Consider the following 17,026-nt stretch of genomic DNA (forward strand, 5'->3'; position numbering starts at 1 on the left):
ACCGCGTGGACCTGTTCCTCTTCACCGTGGACGCCGCCTGGGGGCGCGACGTCGTCGCGGCCGGTGCGGCCGGGATCGTCGTCGACTGGGAGCGCCGGGGGAAGCACCGCCGGCAGGCCGGCGAGGGCACCCAGATCAACGCCGACACCCTCGCGGACCTCGTGCGCGTGCGCGCGGCCACCGACGGGCGGCTGCTGTGCCGGATCAACGCCGCGGGCCCGTGGACGGCGCGCGAGGTGGCCGACGCGGTGGCGGCGGGCGCCGACGAGGTCCTGCTGCCCATGGTCCGCACGCCCGAGGAGGTCGACCGCACGCTGGACGTGGTCGCCGGCCGCTGCGGGCTGGGCATCCTGGTCGAGACGCAGGACGCCGTCGACCGGGTCGCCGAGCTGGCCCGGCGGCCGCTGTCGCGGATCTACGTCGGTCTGAACGACCTGCGCATCGACCGGCGGTCGCGGGAGCTGTTCCGGCCGCTGGTCGACGGGACCGTCGAGGCCGTGCGCGCCGCCGTCCCGGTGCCCTTCGGGGTCGGCGGGCTGACCCTGCCCGGCGGGGGGTTCCCGGTGCCCGGGGACCTGCTGGCCGCCGAGCTGGTGCGCCTGCGCACCGACTTCACCTTCCTGCGGCGCTCGTTCACCGCGGACATGGCCGGGCGCGACCCCTTCGTGGAGGTGCCGCGCCTGCTCGCCGCGCTGGCCGGGCTGTCCGCCGCGGACCCGCCCGCCGTCGTCGAGCGGCGGGCGGGGTTCGTGGCGGCGGTGGAGGCCGCCGCGGCCGACCTCCCGGTCGCCCTGCCCGCGTGAGCGGCCGGGCGCTGGTCACCGGCGCCGGCGGCTTCGTCGGCCGGCACCTGGTGGCGCGGCTGCGCGCCGACGGCTGGGACGTCACCGCGCTGACCCGCGCGCACGTCGACCTCGCCGACCCGGTCGCCGCCGCGGCCGCGGTCCGCGCCGCCGACCCGGACGTCGTCTTCTCCCTGGCCGCCGGGCGGGCGAAGGCGACCCCGGCCGAGCGCGCGGCCACGGTCGCCGTGAACACCAGCCCGTGGCTGGTCGACGCCCTGCCCGACCGGTGCCGCGCCGTCGTGCGGCTCGGCTCGTCGACCGAGTACACGGCCGCACCGGTGCCGTTGGCCGAGGACGCCCCGCTGCGGCCGCGCGGCTTCTTCGGCGCCACGAAGGCGGCCGGGTCGCTGCTGCTGCAGGCGGCCGCCGCCGAGCGCGGCGTGCGGGCGGCGGTGCTGCGCGCCTTCCAGGTCTACGGGCCCGGGGACCACCCGACCCGGCTGGTGCCGGTGGTGCTCGCCGCCGCCCGCACCGGCGCGACCGTGCCGCTGCCGGCCGGGGTGAGCCGGCGGGACTGGGTGTGGGTGGGCGACGTCGTCGACGCCTGCGTGCGGGCCGCGGTCGACGACACGCTCCCGCCGGGCGCGGTGGTCAACGTCGGCACCGGCGTGCAGACCGACGTCGCGGAGCTGGTCGCGACCGCGGAGCGGGTGACGGGCCGGCCGATCGCGATCGCGCCGGGCGCCCACCCCGGCCGGCACTGGGACGCCGCCGACTGGGTGTGCGACCCGAGCGCCGCGCGCGAGCTGCTCGGCTGGACGCCGACGGTCGGCCTCGCCGACGGGCTGGCGCGCACGTGGGCGGCGGGATGACCGCGCCCCGCGTCGCGGTGGTGGTCCCGGTGTACGGCAACGAGGCGACCCTGCGGCCGCTGGCGGAGCGGCTGGCCGCGGCGCTCGCCGGCCGGGACTGGCGGCTGCGCCTGGTCGTCGACGCCTCGCCCGACGGCAGCGTGGCGGTCGCGCGCGGGCTGGCGACCGACCCGCGGGTCGCCGTCACGGCGCTGGAGGTCAACGTGGGCCAGCACCGGGCCCTGGCCACCGGGCTGGCCGCCGAGGACGCCGACGTGTGGGTGTGCCTCGACGCCGACCTGCAGGACCCGCCGGAGGCCGTGCCGGTCCTGCTCGACCGGCTGGCCCGGGGCGACGTCGGCGCGGTGTTCGCCGGCCGCCGCGGGCACTACCAGTCGCCGGTGCGCCGGCTGACGGGGGAGCTGCACCGGCGGGTCGCCGCCCGGCTCACCGGCCTGCCGCCGGACGCCGGCGCGTTCCTCGCGCTCGGGCCCGCGGTGCGCGACGCCGTCGTCGACGCCGTGCTGGCCGGGGACGCGCCCAGCGTCGTGCTCGCCGCCGGGCTGGCCGGCGCCCCGCTGGCCAGCGTGCCGGTCGCCCGGGACCGCCGGCCGGTGGGGACGTCGGCGTGGAGCGCCCGCGCCCGGCTGCGGCAGTCGCTGCGGTCGCTGGCGTGGGCGGCGTCGCGCGGGGTCAGCGCTCCCAGAGCTGGACGACCAGGTCGGTCTTCGCGGCCGGGAACTCCTCGGTCCGGCTCGGGGACAGGCCGGCGTCGCTGAGGATCGCGTCGTCGTCGGTGGGCACCGGCTCGCCGTCGATGAGGCGCCGCACCAGCCAGACCCGGCCGGCACCGGCGGGGGCGTCCTCGGGCGGCAGGACGACGTCGGGGCGCAGCCGCGGGCCCAGCGTCCGCACGAAGTGGTCGAGCCCGAGCGCCGCGCGCTGGTCGGCGGCCACCACCGGCTCACCCGCCCGCTGCTCGCGCAGCAGGAACGCGACGACGTCGTCCGACCGCTCCCGCGGTTCCCGCGTGGCGAGCGGCGCGCTCGCCACCAGCGACAGGCCCACCAGGACCGCGGCCACCGGCGCCCGCGCGCCCCGGGGGAGGGCGGTGACCCCGGCCGCGGCGAGCACGCCGAGCCCGACCAGCCCGGCCAGCAGGTAGCGGGGCAGGTAGACCGGCCGGACGGTCTCGGTGGCCAGCAGGAGCAGCAGCGGCACCAGCACCCAGCAGACGCCGACCACCCGGGTCCCCGCGCCGCGCAGCGCACCCACCACGGCCAGCCCGACGGTGAGGTACAGCAGTGGCGTGCGCCCGCCGGTCCACGCCTCGACGGCCAGGTTCGCCAGCGTGCCGCCGGTGTCGCGCAGGTGCTCGGCGTTACGCGCGCCGGTGCCGTTGAGCAGGTTGACGCCGACCAGGGCGGCGGCCGGTAGGGCGGCGAGGGTCCCGACGACGGCGACCGGCACGGCCGCGCGGCCGCGGAGCAGCAGCGCCGCGGCGACGAACGCGGCCAGGACGGTGACGGCGTACCAGTGCATGAGGCCCATGCCGGCGCCGGCGAGGCCGAACAGCAGCAGCCCGCGCCCGGTCTGCAGCCAGCGGGTCAGGCCGAGCAGCGCGCCGCCGGTGGCCAGGACGGCCAGCCCGTAGCTGCGCGCCTCCACGGCCTGCTCGAGCAGCAGCGGCGCGGCGGCGGGCACCAGGCCGGCCAGCACCCCGGCCGCCCGCCCGGCCAGCCGGGTGACCGCCCGGGTGACCAGCGCGAGCCCGCCGGCGGTGGCCAGCACGGACAGCACCCGCAGCGACGTGTCCCCGCCCAGCCCCGGCAGCGACACCCACAGGTGCACGACGAGGTAGTAGGGCGCGTTGTACGAGGGCGGGACGTCGGCGAGGTAACCGGTCACGCCCTCCCCGGTGACGACCGCGCGCAGGATGTCGGCCAGCGGGCGGCGGGCGACCTCGGCGGTGAACGCCTCGTCGAACCAGAGCCCGTGCCCGGGGGCCAGCAGCACGGCGCACAGCAGCGCGAGCACCGCCGGGGGGAGCAGCTCGACGGGGGACCAGCGGAGAGGCCCGCCGGCCGGCCGCGGCGCGGCCTCCGTCGTCACCGCCGTCTGCACGGGGCGCCAGCCTAGGCGAGCCGCGCCGCCGGATCGTCGGTGCCGCGGGTCAGGATGCGAGGGTGTCCCCGGCCGGCCCCGACCCGACGGCCGGACCCGGGACCGCACCCGCGCCGTCGTCGGAGGTGGTGGCGGCGCGCTTCCGGCGGCAGGGCCGGCGCGACACCCGACCGGAGATGGCGGTGCGCCGGCGGCTGCACGCCCGCGGCGTCCGCTATCGGGTCGACGTCCGGCCCTGCCCGCAGACGCGGGCGCGCGGCGACATCGTCTGGAAGGGCCGGAAGCTGGTCGTCTTCCTCGACGGCTGCTTCTGGCACGGCTGCCCGCAGTGCGGCCACGTGCCCAAGGCCAACCGCGGCTGGTGGGCGGCGAAGCTCGCGGGCAACGCCGCGCGCGACCGCCGGGCCGACGCCGTCCTCACCGGGCTCGGCTGGCGGGTGCTGCGCTTCTGGGAGCACGAGGACCCGGACGTCGTCGCCGACGCCATCTGCGCGGTCCTCGGCCGCTGAGTCCGCGGCGGGTCAGTCGCCGGCGCGGCCGCGCACCCGCTGGACGGCCGGGCTGCCGATCCAGAGCCAGCCGAGCAGCAGCGCCACGACGCCGCCGGTGACCAGCGCCTGGGGGAGGGCGAAGAGGAAGTCGACCACCAGCACCACCGCCGACACGATCGCGACGGCGAGCACGCACAGGCCGAGGAACGCGTTGCGGTTGCTGCGCCGCAGCAGGTCCTCCTTGTCGTGCTGGCGGAACAGCGCCCGGTGCTGCGCGGCCGGGGCGATGAGCAGTGCGGTGGCCACGACGACCGCGACCAGCGTCACGAAGTACACGTCGCGCTGGAAGTCCGTCGCGCGCGACGTCGCCTGCTGGAACGGCACCACGAGCAGGAAGGCGAACAGGAACTGCACCCCGGGCAGCGCCACGCGCAGCTCGTTGAGCAGCTCCATCAGCTCGCGGTCGATCCGCTCGGGGCGGCTCTCCCGCCGCCCGTCGTCCGCGCCGTCGGCCCCGGGTTGGGCGGGGACCGGCCGGGCGTCCCGTCGTGCCCGCTGACCAGCGCCCGTCGTCGTCATCGTCGCGTGCTCCCTCCGTGACCGGCCGCCCCGCAGGTCCCCGTGACCCCGGCCGTTCACCTGCCGTGTACCCGCCGGACGCCGGGTGATCACCTGCTGGTCACCCGGACGGCCGACGGGAGGGACCGGCGCCGGGTAGGGGAGGGCCATGTCGATGTGGGAGCCGATGACGCCGAACCGCTACCGCCCGGACGACGAGGTCGCCGCCGCCGACCCGGGCGCCGGCGCACCGCCGCCGGCCGAGGGTCTCGGCGTCGGCGGCGAGGAGCCCGACCGTCCCGAGGAGGGCGGCGGGTCGGTCGCCGGTGCCGGGGACCACGACACGGTCTTCCGCACGCCCGACCCGGCCGACGTCCGGCGGGAGACCGACGCCGGCTAGAGCAGCGGGCTGGGCGCCGTCCCGGGGGCCTCGTCGGGCTGGTCGGGCTCGCGCAGGTCGTGCACGGCCCGCACCCGGTAGGCCGGGTAGACGTCGATGTCCCCGTCGGAGGTCTCCACGTAGCACCAGCCCTCGGTGAACAGGACGTGGCAGCGCTCGTGCACCTCGCGCGCCGTCGGGAGCCCGCCGGGCTCGGTGATCTCGATGCGGGCGGCCCGGTGCCACTGCCCGGGCCTGACCCTGCGGAAGTCCATGGCGGTCACCGTGGCACCGGCCGGGCGGCGCGGCCAGCCGTGCGCCGGGCGGCTCGTACCGTCGGAGGCGTGGACCTGACCGTGCTGCCTCCCCGGACCGCCGACGAACTCGACGCCATGCGCGCCGCCGGGCGCGCGGTGGCGCAGACGCTCGCGGCGGTCCGGGAGGCGGCGGTCCCCGGCGTGCGGCTGCGCGAGCTCGACGACCTCGCGAAGACGACGATGTACGAGGCGGGCGCGACGTCGTCGTTCCTGGGCTACAAGCCGGCGTGGGCGCCGACGGCCTACAACGGCGTGCTGTGCCTGTCGCCCAACGAGGTCGTCGTGCACGGCCGCCCCAGCGGCCAGCGGCTGAAGGAGGGTGACCTGCTCAGCGTCGACTGCGGCACCGTCGTCGACGGCTGGAACGGCGACGCCGCCATCTCGCTGCTGGTGGGGGAGCAGGCCTCCGACGACGACGCGCGGCTGGTCACCGCGACCGAGGAGGCGCTGGCCGCGGGCATCGCCGCCGCGGTGCCCGGCGCGACGCTGCAGGACGTCGCCCGCGCCGTCGACGACGTCGCCCGGCGGTACGGCTACGCGCACCTGCCCGACCACGGCGGGCACGGCATCGGCCGCTCCATGCACGAGCCGCCGTTCGTGCCCAACCGGCCCTCCGCCGGCCTGGACCGGGTGCGCCTGCACGCCGGCAGCACCCTGGCGATCGAGCCGATGCTCCTGGCCGGCGGCGACCGCTACAAGCACAAGAAGGACGGCTGGGCGGTGGTCACCGCCGACGGCCGGCGCGCCGCGCACGTCGAGCACACCGTCGCGGTCACCGACGACGGCCCGGTGGTGCTCACCGCCCCATGAGCCGGGTCAGCGCCGCCGGCGCCGGGTCAGCGCCGCCGGCGCCGGGTCATCGCCGCCGGCGCCGGGTCATCGCCCGGCGGACGGCGCGCCGCTGCGCCGCGGCCAGGGGCGGCGGCGCCCACGACGCCGTCGGCGGCTGCAGCGCGGTGCCCAGTTCCACGCGCAGCAGGTCCACGGCGTCGAGCAGGGCGCCGTGCTGGGACCAGGCGGCCGGGTCCGCCCGGGGGTCGACGAGCAGCGCCTCGGCCAGCCGGCCGCGCAGCGCCAGCAGCGTCTCCAGGCACGCCGGGTCGATCCCGGCGGCGGGACCGGTGCCGACCGCCACGGCCGCGGCGTCGCGCAGGGTGGCCGCGACGGCGAGCAGCACGTCGGCCAGCGCGTCCCGCGCCGGGCGCGACCAGGCGCGGTCGGCGTCGTCCCCGGGCACGAAGTAGGTGCGGTCCAGCAGCACGCGGGCGACGTTGCGCAGGGTGACGTGCACCCGCTCGAGGGCGGTCAGCGTGTTCCGCAGCCGCGGCTGGGCCTCCCGGGCCGCCCGCCCGCGCGGGTTGAGGCGGGCGCTCTCCTCGGTGCGGGCGAGCCGGCCGTCGGCGCGGGCCACCTCCGCGCTCACCGCGCGGGCGCGGGCCAGCAGGTCGTCGGTGAGGCGGCGCGACCACGGGCCGCGCAGCGCCGCCGCGAGGTCGTCGCAGAACCCGGCCATGCGCTCGGCCAGCTCGGCGATCGACTCGCCGGCCGGCTGGACGTAGAGCGGCGGCGCGACCACCAGGTTCACCAGCACCCCGACCGCCGCGCCGACCAGCGTCTCGGTGACGCGGTCCAGTGCCGCGCTCTCCGCCCCGCCCACGGCCAGCACGAGCATCGCGCTGATGGGCACCTCGGCCAGGTGCGGCCCCAGCCGCAGCAGCCGGCCGACGACCAGCGAGAGCCCGACGACCAGCCCGAGGCTCCACCAGGACAGGCCGACGACGGAGGCGAACAGCGCCGCGATCAGGACCCCGGCGGTGACGCTGGCGATCCGCTCCCAGCCGGTCGCCAGCGTCTCGTACAAGGTCAGCTGGACGACCAGCAGCGCGGTCAGCGGCGCGAGGACCGGTGAGCTGCTGGTGTCCAGCCAGGTCGCGACCTGGAAGGCCAGCACCGCGGCGAGCACGGTCTTGCCGGTGCGCAGGCCGGGGGTGCGCCCGCGCCGGACCAGCCGGGGCAGCCGGCGGGGCAGGGCGTGCGGTCCGGCCACGGGGCCTCCTGTTCCCGCGGAACGGGCCCGGACACGCGCCGGCCGCCGTCCGCCGGAGCGCGGACGGCGGCCGGGGCCGTACGGGGTCAGCCGAGGCCGAGCGCGGTCGTGGCCCGGTCGACCAGGGAGAAGTGCCCGACCGCCCAGAACGCCAGCGCGGCGGCCACGAGCCCGCCGACGGTCACCAGCGCCGAGCTCACCGGGTGCTGCCGCGCGTGCCGCCACGCCGCGACGGCCTTGCGGCGGAACGCCGCGAAGAACCGCCGCGCCCAGTCGAACTCCGTCGACCAGACCCACAGCCCGGCCAGGATCGGCGGGATCGTGAGTGGCCCGGGCAGCACCGTGAGCGCGACGCCGAGCAGCACGAACAGCAGCCCGGCGACGAACACCGCGATCCGGTACGCCAGGTGCAGCGGCGGGTTCTGCCGGATGCGGCCGCGCCACGAGTCCGGCGGCACCGGCCGCGGCCGGCCGAGGCCGTCGGTGCAGTGCGCGCAGACGGTGGCGCCGCGGCCGCCGGCGGGCCGGTCGGCCACGGTGTTGCCGGAGAACGTGGTCGTGCGGGTGTCGGTCCGGGACACGGGTCCCCTTCCGGTCGGAACGGCTCGGTCCGGGGTCGGTACCCCGGTCAGCGGCGGGCGACGCCCTTCGCGACCTCGCTCGGCCGCTGCTGCTCACCCGCGTAGGAGCTGACGGCGACGAGCGCGCCGGTCAGGGCCGGGATGACCCACTGCAGCGAGTCGAGCTGCTGCTGCGCGTGGGCGATCTCGGCCTTGGTGCGCTTGGTCGGCTTGGTGCCGGACTTCGCCGACGGGTTGTCCTGGCTGTTGACGACCTGGCCCAGCGAGCGGCTGTAGGCGGTGACGCCGAGCGCGGCGGCGGTGAGCAGGGTCTTGACGGCGGACATGCCGGCCACGCCCTCCTGCTGGGCCACCCGGCCGCGGTTGCCGATGAGCTGGCCGACGCTGCCGACCAGGTGCGCGCCGATGGCCAGCGCGTTCACCGGCGTCCACCGGTTCCAGCCGGTGTTGGCGACCCGGCCGGCGTCCCCGCCGGCGTCCGCTGCAGCGGCGTTCAGGGCCACGGCGTTGGCCAGCGTGCCGCCGAACCAGGCGGACAGGCCGAGGTCGTGCAGGGCGCGGGACAGGGTGTTGCGGGCCATCGGGGTCTCCTGGAGGGGAAGGGGTCGGGAGACCGCCCCCTACCCGCTCCACCGGAGGCCATGCCCGGGGAGGGCAAGTGGATCGTGCACGACCCGTTGGGGTCTCAGGTCCCGTAGCGGACGGCGGCGCGGGCGCGCGCCTTGGCCGCCTCGACCTCCCGGTCCTTCGGCGGGGCCGTCGTCACCAGGGAGTCCAGCAGCCGGGCGGACGCCGCGGCCACCTCCTCGACGGCGCGCTCGAAGGCCTCGGCGTTGGCCCGGGACGGGTGCGCGGACCCGCTGATCTTGCGGACGTACTGCAGCGCCGCGGCCCGGACCTCGTCCTCGGTGGCCGGCGGCTCGAAGTTCGACAGGGGGCGGATGTTGCGGCACATGGGCGCAGCGTATGGCCGGGGTACGACCGCGGGGCCCCGGTCGTCGACCGGGGCCCCGCGCTCTCAGACGCCGAAGCCGACGCGGTCCACCCGGCGGTGGTAGCGGGTGCCGAGCGTGCCGCCGAGCAGGGCGCCGATCAGCGTGGCGACCAGGACCGCCGCCAGCGTGACGATCCCGGCGGTGGTCGCGGTGCCCTCGTCGATCGGGATGCGCGGCAGGTTCAGCTGCTGCAGCACGTTGTACTGCGCGCCCAGCACCGTCCCGGCCACGGCCAGCAGCACGACGACCAGCAGCCCGACCAGCCACACCGCCAGCCCCTGCCGGGCGCCGTCGAAGCGGGCCATCCGGCCGGCCACGTAGCCGCCGGCGAGGTAGGCCAGGAACAGGACGACCAGCAGCGCGATCCCGCCGGCGACGCCCAGGGCGCTGGTCGGGTCGGCCGGGACGTCCTCGACGCCGTCGACCTCGGCGAGGCTGAGCCCCACGCCGGCGGCGGCCAGCAGCGCGATCAGGACGACCGCCAGCCCGTTGGCCGACAGCCAGCCGAAGAAGGCGGCGCCCCACTTGATCCCGCCGAAGCGGTCGCGCTGCGCGTCGATCGCGTCGCGGGCGGCGCCGCGGGTCGCGTGCGAGCCCTCGGTGGTCGCCGTCGCGTCGTGGTCGTGGTGGGTACGGTCGGTGCTCGCCATCGGACCTCCTCGTCACGGGGGTGGACTGGGCCCCCGCTACCCGGCTCCGGACCTGCGCGAACGGGGTCACCCGCAGGGAGGACACGTGACCGTCCTGCTCGTCGACGCCGCGAACGTCGTCGGCGCCCGCCCCGACGGCTGGTGGCGCGACCGCGCCGGCGCGACCACCCGGCTGCTGCGGCGGCTGGCCGGTGCGGCGCTCCCGGAGGACGACGGCGAGGTGGACGTCGGCGAGGTGGTGGTCGACGAGGTGGTGGTCGACGAGGTGGTGGTCGTCGTGGAGGGCGCCGCGCGGGACGTCCCGGCCCCCGACGGCGTCCGCCTGGTACGCGCGGCCGGCAGCGGCGACGACGCCCTGGTCGCGGAGGCCGCCGCGCTGGCCGGCGCCGGCCGGGCGGTGCTCGCCGTGACCGCCGACCGGGGCCTGCGCGCCCGGCTGCCCGAGGGCACCGACGTCCGCGGGCCCGGCTGGCTGCTCGACGTGCTCGATCGCATGGCGGGCAACCGACCGGGGTAGCCGGGGGACGACCCCGAACCGAGGAGACGTCCCCGCATGCCGCAGACCGTCCTGATCACCGGTGCCTCGAGCGGCATCGGCCGCGCCACCGCCCGCCTCTTCGCCCGGCGGGGCGCGTCACTGGTCCTGCTGGCCCGGGGCCGCCAGGCGCTGGAGGAGACCGCGGCCGAGGTCCGCGCGGAAGGCGCGGCCGACGTCGTCGTCTGCCCGGCCGACGTGCTCGACGAGGACGCGCTGCGCGACGTCGTCGAGGGCACCGTGGTCCGCTCCGGCAGTCTCGACGTCGTCGTCCACGCCGCACAGGTGATCGCCTACGGGCGGGTCGAGGACGTGCCGAAGGCGGTGTACGAGCGGGTCGTCGACACCGCGCTGCACGGCACGGCCAACCTCGCCCGCGTCGTCCTCCCGCAGTTCCGCCGGCAGGGCGCCGGGCACCTCGTCGTCGTGAGCTCGCTGCTCGCCTCGGTGACCACGCCGCTCATGGGCAGCTACATCACCGCCAAGTGGGGCCAGCTCGGGCTGATCCGCGTCCTGCAGCAGGAGACGCGCGACGCCGCGGGCATCCACGTGTCGGCGGTGGCGCCGGGCGGGGTGAACACCCCGATCTACTCGCAGGCCGGCAGCTACATCGGCCTCAAGGGCCGGCCGCCGATCCCCATCTACTCGCCGGAGCGGGTCGCCCGCTCGGTCGTCGCCCGGCTGGACCGGCCACGGCGGCTGGTCCAGTCCGGCTTCGCCAACCCCGTCGTCATCCTCGGCTTCCGGCTCCTCCCGGCGGTCTACGACGCCCTCGTCGGCCCGCTGCTGCGCGTGTTCGCCCTCGCCGACGACCACCGGACGGAGCCGACGGAGGGCAACGTCTTCGAGTCCCGGCCGGCCGGCAACGCCGAGGAGGGGCGGTGGCACGGCATCCCGTGAACGGCGTGTTCCGTCCCGCCCCACCCCGTTGACCCGCCGGGCGGCGCCGCGCCACGCTGGCCGGGCCGCCGACCCGGGGAGCCGCCGTGACCGTCCGCCGCACGACCCTCGGCGGCCACACCCACGAGTTCCCCACGCTGGTCGAGCTCCTGGCGAAGGCCACCCCGCTGCGCTCCGGGGACGTGCTCGCCGGGTGCGCGGCGGAGTCGGCCGCCGAGCGGGTGGCCGCGCAGACCGTGCTCGCCGACCTGCCGCTGGCCACCTTCCTCGACGAGCAGGTGGTCGGCTACGACGAGGACGACGTCACCCGGCTCGTCCTCGACACCCACGACGCCGCGGCGTTCGCGCCGGTCGCCTCGCTGACGGTCGGGGAGTTCCGCGACCGGCTGCTGGCCTGGGCGGCGGCCGGCGACGAGGCGTCGATCGGCGCGCTCGCGCCCGGCCTCACCCCGGAGATGGTGGCCGCGACGTCGAAGCTCATGCGCAACGCCGACCTGGTCGCCGTCGGCCGGCGGGCGCGGGTGGTGACCCGGCTGCGCAGCACCATCGGCCTGCCCGGCACGCTCGCCTCCCGGCTGCAGCCCAACCACCCCACCGACGACCCGGTGGGCGTCACCGCCTCGATCGTCGACGGGCTGCTGCACGGCTCCGGTGACGCGGTCATCGGCATCAACCCGGCCACCGACTCCCCGGCCCGCACCGTGGCGCTGCTGGAGCTGGTCGACGCGGTGATCGGCCGCTACGGCATCCCGACGCAGTCGTGCGTGCTCGCCCACGTGACGACGACGCTGCGCGCGCTGGAGCAGGGCGCGCCGGTCGACCTGGTGTTCCAGTCGGTGGCCGGCACGCAGGAGGCCAACCGCGGCTTCGGCGTCACCCTCGACCTGCTCGCCGAGGCCCGCGCCGGGGCGCTCGCGCTGGGCCGCGGCACCGTCGGGCAGAACGTCACCTACTTCGAGACGGGGCAGGGGTCGGCGCTGTCGGCCGGCGCGCACCTCGGCGTCGGCGGGCGGCCGGTGGACCAGCAGACGCTGGAGGCCCGCGCGTACGGCGTGGCCCGGCACTTCCGCCCGCTGCTGGTGAACACCGTCGTCGGGTTCATCGGTCCGGAGTACCTCTACGACGGCAAGCAGGTGCTGCGCGCCGGCCTGGAGGACCACTTCTGCGGCAAGCTGCTCGGCCTGCCGATGGGCGTCGACGTCTGCTACACGAACCACGCCGAGGTGGACGGCGACGACACCGACTCCCTCGTGCTGCTGCTCGGCGCGGCCGGCTGCTCGTTCGTCATCGCCGTCCCGGGCTCGGACGACGTGATGCTGCACTACCAGTCGCTGTCGTTCTCCGACGTCCTCACCACCCGGCAGGTGCTCGGCCTGCGCCCGGCGCCGGAGTTCGAGGCGTGGCTGGCCCGGATGGACCTGCTCGACGGCGCCGGCCGGGTGCGCGAGCTCGCCCCCGACGCCCCGGCGGCGCGGGCCCTCCTCGCGGCGGCGTCCGCGTGACCGGGGAAGCGGCAGAGACGGCCACTCCCGCCGCCGACCCGTGGGCGGTGCTGCGGTCGGCGACCCGGGCGCGGGTGGCGCTCGGCCGGGCCGGGGACGCGCTGCCCACGCACCGGGAGCTGGAGTTCCGTGCCGCGCACGCCGCCGCCCGCGACGCCGTCCACTCACCGCTCGACGTCGACGCGGTCCGCGCGGCGCTCGGCGGGGAGGTCCTGACCGTCGCCTCGGCCGCGCCCGACCGCGCCACCTACCTGCAGCGCCCCGACCTCGGCCGGCAGCTCGCCGCGGGGACGGCGCTGCCGCGGTCCGGCGCCGACCTCGCGGTCGTGCTGGCCGACGGGCTCTCCCCGCGCGCGGTGCACGCGCACGGGCCGGGGCTGGCCGCCGCGCTGCTCGAGCGGCTGCCCGGCTGGACCGTGGCACCCCTGGTGGTCGCCACGCAGGCGCGGGTGGCGCTGGGCGACGCGGTGGGGGAGGCCCTCGGCGTGCGCGCGGTCGTGGTGCTGATCGGCGAGCGGCCGGGGCTGTCGTCGGCGGACTCGCTCGGCGTCTACCTCACCTGGGACCCGCGGCCGGGGCGGGTGGACGCCGAGCGCAACTGCGTCTCCAACGTCCGCCCGCCGCACGGGCTGTCCTACGCCCGGGCCGCCGACACGGTGGCCGTGCTGCTCTCCTCCGCCCGCGAGCTGGGCGCCTCGGGCGTCGCGCTCAAGGACGAGGGCCCGGTCCTCCCGGCCGGCTAGCGGCTCTGCGCCCCGGTGGGGGTCGACTCCGGGATGTCGGGGGCGAGCTCGTCGTCGCGGGGCGGGCGCTTCCACTCGACGAGCAGCAGCGAGGCGTCGTCGCTGGTGCGGCCGGCGCGGGCGGCCATGAGCGCGTGCGAGAGCCGGCGCACGGTCTCGGCCGCGGCGAGCCCCTCGGCCGACGTCCGCTCCAGCAGCTCCCGCAGCCGGGCCTCGCCGAACTGCTCCCCGCCCTCCAGCCGCTCCTCGACGACGCCGTCGGTGAAGAACAGCACCCGGTCGCCCGGTTCCAGCCGGACCGTGTGCACCTCCGGGTCCTCGCTGCCGAAGCCGATGGGCCGGCTGGCCCGGCCCGCCAGCTCGCCGATCACCCGGCCACCGCGCAGCCACAGCGCGGGCGGGTGCCCGGCGTTGACCCAGCGCAGCTCGCCGGTCTCGGTGTCGAGCCGGCCGATCTGGCCGGTGGCGAACCGGCCGGGGAAGACCTCGCCGACCACGCGGTCCATCTCGGTGTACGTCTCGGTCAGCGGGACGTCGCGCAGCCGGCCGTGCCGGTAGGCGGCGAGGACCGTGCTCGCCATCGTGGCCGCCGTGAGCCCGTGCCCCATGGCGTCGAAGACGGCGAGGTGCAGGACGTGCTCGTCCAGCGCGTAGTCGAAGCTGTCGCCGCCGACCTCGTAGGCCGGCTCGAGGATCCCCGAGAGGTCGACGTCCGGGGTGGTCATCGACAGCGGCGGCAGGTTCTTCCACTGCAGCTGCGCGGCCAGCGTCATCGGCTTCCGCGTCCGGACGCGCGCGAACGTGTCGGTGTAGAGGTCCTTGGTGACGACGAGGTCGGCAACCAGGCCGGCGACCCGCTGCGCGAGCACCCGGTCGGCGTCGGTGATCCCGCGCAGCACCAGCGTCAGGACGCCGACCCGGTCCGAGCCGTCGAGCATCGGCAGGTGCAGCCGGACCTGGCCGCCGGGCAGCCGTTCCTCCACGAGCCGGTCCCCGGCGAAGGCGGCGCCGGCGGCGCTGCCCTCGATCGCCACCGGCTCGCCGGACAGCAGCGGCCCGGTCAGCGGCCGCAGCTCGACCTGGTCGACGTCCTGCAGCAGGACGGCGACCTCCTCGACGCCGGCGCCGTGCAGCTCCTGGGCGACGAGCGGGCCGACCAGGCGCGGCGGGATGAGGTGGGCGCGGTCGAGCAGCGAGCCGAGCAGCCGCTCGCCGACGCTCTCGACCGCCGGGCGCTCCCCGGACCCGTCCCGGAAGCCGCGGTGGCCCGACCCCCGCCGTCCGCCTGGTCCTCCCGCACCGTCCTCCCGTACGCGGAACCCGCGCCCGTCAAACGCCGGGACCCGGCTCAGCCGAAGAACGCGTCCACCGCGGCCTGGTCGGTGTGCGCATCCCAGAACTCGGCGATCCGGCCGTCCTCGAAGCGGACCACCTGGGCGGCGAGGACGTCGAGGTCCCGGTCGCCGCGACGGGCGGTCATGCGGACGACCGCCACGCCGTCGGTGTCGTCGGCGAAGGCGGATCTCACGTCCACCCGGAAGCTGCCCCCGGTGACCTCGTACGCCAGGCCGAAGAGGCCGACGAGCTCCTGCGGACCGGTGTAGTCGCCGGCGAGCGGGTGCGTCCCGGGCTCGTGCCACCGGACGTCGTCGGTCCAGAGCTCGGGGAGGCGGTCGAGGTCGCCCTCGGCGAAGGCCTCGTAGCCCTCCAGCAGCACGGTGACGTGGGGGTGGGGAGAGCTGGTCACGGTCGCCTCCTCGTCGGTCGGTCAGGCGGAGACGCGTCCACCGCGGCCTGGTCGGTGTGCGCCTGGCAGAACTCGGCGACCGCCGTCCTCGAAGCGGACCAGGTGGGCGGCGAGCACGTCGAACTGCCGGTCGCCGCGGGAGGCGGTGATCCGGACGACCGCCGCGCCGTCGGTGTCGTCGGCGGAGGCCGCCCGCAGGTCGACGCGGAACGTGCCGTCGCTGAGGACGAACACCCGGCCGAAGAGCTCGAAGACCCCGTCGGTGCCGGTGTGGTCGCCGCTGAACCGGTTCCTCCCGGGTTCGTGCCGGCGGACGTCCGGGCGCCACAGCTCCTGCAGTGGTCGAGGTCGCCCCTGCCGAACGCCGCGTACGCCTCGTGGAGGCGGGCGACGTCCGGGGGCGCCACGCCCGTCACACGGGGTGCTCGCCGAAGAAGGCGTCGAGGACGCCCGGCTCGGTGGGGCAGTTCCAGAACTCGGCCAGCTTCCCTTCCCCGTCGAAGCGGGCGACCTGGGCGCTGAGCGTCTCCAGGTGCGCGGTCCCGCGGCGGGCCGTGAACCGGACCAGGGCGATGCCGTACTCGTCGTCGGCGCACATCTGCACCGGCTCGACGCGGAGGCTGTTCTCGGTCAGCTCCATGAGCCGGGCGAACATGCCGAAGACGGCCTGCGGTCCCTCGTAGTCGCCGGCCAGCTCGGTGGAGCCCTGCTCGTGCCAGCGGACGTCCTCGCGCCACTGCTCGGTCAGGAAGGCCAGGTCGCCCTTGGCGAACGCCTCGTAGCCCTCGCGGCTGCGGATGAGGTTGGGGTGCTCGGTCACGGTGCTCTCCCTCCCGAGGACGGGTCCCCCGTGGACGGCTCCGTCAGTGTCGACCCGGCGGGGGCGCGGGAGGAGGGCCGCCGTGCGACCCGGTGTGGCGGTCGCCGTCCGTCCGTGCGGGGGTGACCTGGGTCAGCGACGACGCCGCAGCGGCAGGTGGTTGCGCCAGCTGGTCGGCCCGGCCGACGACGGCGGGGTGACCCCGCGCGATGGAGGACGCCGTCCTGCGCGCGGTCGCCCGCCTCGACGGCCGGCCGTTCCCGGCCACCCGCGGGCTGGTCCGCGGTTGGCCCGGCGGCCGGCTGCGCCGGGGCACCGCGGCCGAGACGGTGTCCTGCGCCGAGCCGGTGGCCGTCACCCGCGCGGCCATGGGGCTGCTGCCGGCCGATCGCCCGCGCAACCGGTACGACCCGGGCGGCTCCCGGTCCGGCGACGACCTGCCCCTGCTGCAGGGGGCCCGGCCGGGCCCGGAGGTCCCGGTCGACGTGCCCGCCGGGAACTGATCCCGCCGGCGCCGGTTCCCGGCGGCCCGGCCGGGTAGCAGGGGGGAACTGTCAGACCTCGGCGGTAGGCATGACCTCGTCCACCCCGGTGTTGTACGGAGCACGGGGGGACCGCCCCTGGAGGCTCGTCATGGCCACCACGACCCTCACCCTCGCCCCCACCTCCGCCGGGCACGCCACCCGGTCCGACGTCGCCGGGGACCTCCTCGCCGTCGCCTGGATGCCCGGCACGGCGCCGCCCCGCGAGATCCGTCTCCGGCCGGAGCTCCTCCAGCGGCTCGGCGCCCAGCTCGGCTGGCACGGGACCGGCCCGCGCTCGCTCGGCGAGCCCGCCGCCGTGCCCCTCGTCGTCGACCCCCGGCTGCCCGCGTGCCCCGGCTTCGAGGTGCGCCGGGTGGGGCCGGGTGGCCGCGGCTGGTCCGGCGCCGCGGCCGCCTGAGGCCCTCGCAGGCTCGGGGCGGGCCCCGGGAGGGGGCCGGCGACGCCGGGACGTGCGCT

At 77.3% G+C, this 17,026-nt stretch carries 23 protein-coding genes and 1 pseudogene; 12 read left to right on the forward strand and 12 right to left on the reverse strand.

Annotated features, from left to right (window positions below; translation table 11 throughout):
- Positions 1–5: 5 nt before the first annotated feature.
- From ACI798_RS02420 to ACI798_RS02430, 3 genes are read left to right on the forward strand one after another with little or no spacing between them, the layout of a single operon-like run.
- Positions 6–803, forward strand: coding sequence for an aldolase/citrate lyase family protein (locus ACI798_RS02420; RefSeq protein WP_456939715.1), 798 nt, complete (start codon positions 6–8; stop codon positions 801–803).
- Positions 800–1,657 (forward strand): NAD-dependent epimerase/dehydratase family protein, encoded by an 858-nt coding sequence (locus ACI798_RS02425; RefSeq protein ID WP_457047134.1) that lies wholly within the window; start codon positions 800–802, stop codon positions 1,655–1,657. The genes ACI798_RS02420 and ACI798_RS02425 overlap by 4 nt, the downstream gene beginning before the upstream one ends.
- On the forward strand, positions 1,654–2,415 hold the full coding sequence (locus ACI798_RS02430) for a glycosyltransferase (protein WP_456939717.1): 762 nt from the start codon (positions 1,654–1,656) through the stop codon (positions 2,413–2,415). The genes ACI798_RS02425 and ACI798_RS02430 overlap by 4 nt, the downstream gene beginning before the upstream one ends.
- On the opposite strand, the gene ACI798_RS02435 is transcribed toward ACI798_RS02430, so the two are convergent.
- Positions 2,330–3,760, reverse strand: a complete 1,431-nt coding sequence (locus ACI798_RS02435; protein ID WP_457047135.1) for a hypothetical protein — start codon at positions 3,758–3,760, stop codon at positions 2,330–2,332. The two genes, ACI798_RS02430 and ACI798_RS02435, sit on opposite strands and share 86 nt — an antisense overlap.
- A 62-nt stretch (positions 3,761–3,822) precedes the next feature.
- Here ACI798_RS02435 and ACI798_RS02440 point away from each other — a divergent pair, with 62 nt between their 5' ends.
- Positions 3,823–4,269 (forward strand): very short patch repair endonuclease, encoded by a 447-nt coding sequence (locus tag ACI798_RS02440; protein ID WP_457047136.1) that lies wholly within the window; start codon positions 3,823–3,825, stop codon positions 4,267–4,269.
- 12 nt (positions 4,270–4,281) lie between these two features.
- Here the strand turns inward: ACI798_RS02440 and ACI798_RS02445 are convergent, their stop codons facing one another.
- Positions 4,282–4,830: a DUF6328 family protein gene (locus ACI798_RS02445; protein ID WP_456939720.1), complete on the reverse strand. Its 549-nt coding sequence runs from the start codon at positions 4,828–4,830 to the stop codon at positions 4,282–4,284.
- Positions 4,831–4,978: 148 nt separating this feature from the next.
- On the opposite strand from ACI798_RS02445, the gene ACI798_RS02450 reads away from it, so the two are divergent.
- Positions 4,979–5,209, forward strand: a complete 231-nt coding sequence (locus ACI798_RS02450; RefSeq protein ID WP_456939721.1) for a hypothetical protein — start codon at positions 4,979–4,981, stop codon at positions 5,207–5,209.
- On the opposite strand, the gene ACI798_RS02455 is transcribed toward ACI798_RS02450, so the two are convergent.
- Positions 5,206–5,463: a hypothetical protein gene (locus ACI798_RS02455; RefSeq protein WP_456939722.1), complete on the reverse strand. Its 258-nt coding sequence runs from the start codon at positions 5,461–5,463 to the stop codon at positions 5,206–5,208. The genes ACI798_RS02450 and ACI798_RS02455 overlap by 4 nt on opposite strands.
- A 69-nt stretch (positions 5,464–5,532) precedes the next feature.
- Here ACI798_RS02455 and map point away from each other — a divergent pair, with 69 nt between their 5' ends.
- Positions 5,533–6,315, forward strand: coding sequence for a type I methionyl aminopeptidase (gene map, locus ACI798_RS02460; RefSeq protein WP_456939723.1), 783 nt, complete (start codon positions 5,533–5,535; stop codon positions 6,313–6,315).
- Between the two features lie 46 nt (positions 6,316–6,361).
- Here the strand turns inward: map and ACI798_RS02465 are convergent, their stop codons facing one another.
- From ACI798_RS02465 to ACI798_RS02485, 5 genes are all read right to left on the reverse strand, one after another.
- Entirely contained in the window at positions 6,362–7,552 is a 1,191-nt protein-coding gene (locus ACI798_RS02465) for an FUSC family protein (protein WP_457047137.1), read from the reverse strand.
- Positions 7,553–7,638: 86 nt separating this feature from the next.
- Positions 7,639–8,133 carry a PGPGW domain-containing protein gene (locus ACI798_RS02470; RefSeq protein ID WP_456939725.1) on the reverse strand — a complete coding sequence of 165 codons (495 nt, stop codon included), beginning with the start codon at positions 8,131–8,133 and terminating at the stop codon, positions 7,639–7,641.
- 47 nt (positions 8,134–8,180) lie between these two features.
- Complete coding sequence (locus ACI798_RS02475; RefSeq protein WP_456939726.1) at positions 8,181–8,714, reverse strand: hypothetical protein; 534 nt, start codon at positions 8,712–8,714, stop codon at positions 8,181–8,183.
- Between the two features lie 104 nt (positions 8,715–8,818).
- Positions 8,819–9,088, reverse strand: a complete 270-nt coding sequence (locus tag ACI798_RS02480; RefSeq protein WP_457047138.1) for a DUF2277 domain-containing protein — start codon at positions 9,086–9,088, stop codon at positions 8,819–8,821.
- 63 nt (positions 9,089–9,151) lie between these two features.
- Positions 9,152–9,778 carry a hypothetical protein gene (locus ACI798_RS02485; RefSeq protein ID WP_457047139.1) on the reverse strand — a complete coding sequence of 209 codons (627 nt, stop codon included), beginning with the start codon at positions 9,776–9,778 and terminating at the stop codon, positions 9,152–9,154.
- Positions 9,779–9,863: 85 nt separating this feature from the next.
- Between ACI798_RS02485 and ACI798_RS02490 the strand changes: the two genes are divergently transcribed.
- The 4 genes from ACI798_RS02490 (at position 9,864) to eutC (ending at position 13,458) form a co-directional block, all read left to right on the forward strand.
- Positions 9,864–10,295 carry a hypothetical protein gene (locus tag ACI798_RS02490; RefSeq protein WP_457047140.1) on the forward strand — a complete coding sequence of 144 codons (432 nt, stop codon included), beginning with the start codon at positions 9,864–9,866 and terminating at the stop codon, positions 10,293–10,295.
- A 36-nt stretch (positions 10,296–10,331) separates the two neighbouring features.
- Positions 10,332–11,213: an SDR family NAD(P)-dependent oxidoreductase gene (locus tag ACI798_RS02495; RefSeq protein ID WP_457047141.1), complete on the forward strand. Its 882-nt coding sequence runs from the start codon at positions 10,332–10,334 to the stop codon at positions 11,211–11,213.
- An 86-nt stretch (positions 11,214–11,299) separates the two neighbouring features.
- A complete protein-coding gene (locus ACI798_RS02500; protein ID WP_457047142.1) occupies positions 11,300–12,715 on the forward strand; it encodes an ethanolamine ammonia-lyase subunit EutB in 1,416 nt (471 codons plus the stop codon).
- On the forward strand, positions 12,712–13,458 hold the full coding sequence (gene eutC / locus ACI798_RS02505; protein ID WP_457047143.1) for an ethanolamine ammonia-lyase subunit EutC: 747 nt from the start codon (positions 12,712–12,714) through the stop codon (positions 13,456–13,458). The genes ACI798_RS02500 and eutC overlap by 4 nt, the downstream gene beginning before the upstream one ends.
- Here the strand turns inward: eutC and ACI798_RS02510 are convergent.
- From ACI798_RS02510 to ACI798_RS02525, 4 genes and pseudogenes are all read right to left on the reverse strand, one after another.
- A complete protein-coding gene (locus ACI798_RS02510) occupies positions 13,455–14,492 on the reverse strand; it encodes a PP2C family protein-serine/threonine phosphatase (protein WP_457047144.1) in 1,038 nt (345 codons plus the stop codon). The genes eutC and ACI798_RS02510 overlap by 4 nt on opposite strands.
- 314 nt (positions 14,493–14,806) lie before the next feature.
- Positions 14,807–15,205: a nuclear transport factor 2 family protein gene (locus ACI798_RS02515; protein ID WP_457047145.1), complete on the reverse strand. Its 399-nt coding sequence runs from the start codon at positions 15,203–15,205 to the stop codon at positions 14,807–14,809.
- A gap of 21 nt (positions 15,206–15,226) precedes the next feature.
- Positions 15,227–15,562, reverse strand: a pseudogene (locus ACI798_RS02520) (nuclear transport factor 2 family protein); the annotation flags it as partial.
- A 55-nt stretch (positions 15,563–15,617) separates the two neighbouring features.
- Positions 15,618–16,025: a nuclear transport factor 2 family protein gene (locus tag ACI798_RS02525; RefSeq protein WP_457047146.1), complete on the reverse strand. Its 408-nt coding sequence runs from the start codon at positions 16,023–16,025 to the stop codon at positions 15,618–15,620.
- 209 nt (positions 16,026–16,234) lie between these two features.
- Between ACI798_RS02525 and ACI798_RS02530 the strand changes: the two genes are divergently transcribed.
- Positions 16,235–16,528: a hypothetical protein gene (locus ACI798_RS02530; protein WP_457047147.1), complete on the forward strand. Its 294-nt coding sequence runs from the start codon at positions 16,235–16,237 to the stop codon at positions 16,526–16,528.
- Between the two features lie 130 nt (positions 16,529–16,658).
- A complete protein-coding gene (locus tag ACI798_RS02535; RefSeq protein WP_456939738.1) occupies positions 16,659–16,967 on the forward strand; it encodes a hypothetical protein in 309 nt (102 codons plus the stop codon).
- The last annotated feature ends 59 nt before the right edge of the window (positions 16,968–17,026 follow it).

This window comes from Geodermatophilus sp. SYSU D01045 (assembly GCF_054050295.1).

What these genes read in the sequence shown, in the direction of transcription:
- ACI798_RS02475 (WP_456939726.1), bottom strand. Translation starts at nt 8,714, where the DNA reads ATGGCCCGCAACACCCTGTCCCGCGCCCTGCACGACCTCGGCCTGTCC.
- ACI798_RS02535 (WP_456939738.1), top strand. Translation starts at nt 16,659, where the DNA reads ATGGCCACCACGACCCTCACCCTCGCCCCCACCTCCGCCGGGCACGCC.
- ACI798_RS02450 (WP_456939721.1), top strand. Translation starts at nt 4,979, where the DNA reads ATGTCGATGTGGGAGCCGATGACGCCGAACCGCTACCGCCCGGACGAC.
- ACI798_RS02485 (WP_457047139.1), bottom strand. Translation starts at nt 9,778, where the DNA reads ATGGCGAGCACCGACCGTACCCACCACGACCACGACGCGACGGCGACC.
- ACI798_RS02455 (WP_456939722.1), bottom strand. Translation starts at nt 5,463, where the DNA reads ATGGACTTCCGCAGGGTCAGGCCCGGGCAGTGGCACCGGGCCGCCCGC.
- ACI798_RS02430 (WP_456939717.1), top strand. Translation starts at nt 1,654, where the DNA reads ATGACCGCGCCCCGCGTCGCGGTGGTGGTCCCGGTGTACGGCAACGAG.
- ACI798_RS02445 (WP_456939720.1), bottom strand. Translation starts at nt 4,830, where the DNA reads ATGACGACGACGGGCGCTGGTCAGCGGGCACGACGGGACGCCCGGCCG.
- ACI798_RS02530 (WP_457047147.1), top strand. Translation starts at nt 16,235, where the DNA reads ATGGAGGACGCCGTCCTGCGCGCGGTCGCCCGCCTCGACGGCCGGCCG.
- ACI798_RS02480 (WP_457047138.1), bottom strand. Translation starts at nt 9,088, where the DNA reads ATGTGCCGCAACATCCGCCCCCTGTCGAACTTCGAGCCGCCGGCCACC.
- ACI798_RS02495 (WP_457047141.1), top strand. Translation starts at nt 10,332, where the DNA reads ATGCCGCAGACCGTCCTGATCACCGGTGCCTCGAGCGGCATCGGCCGC.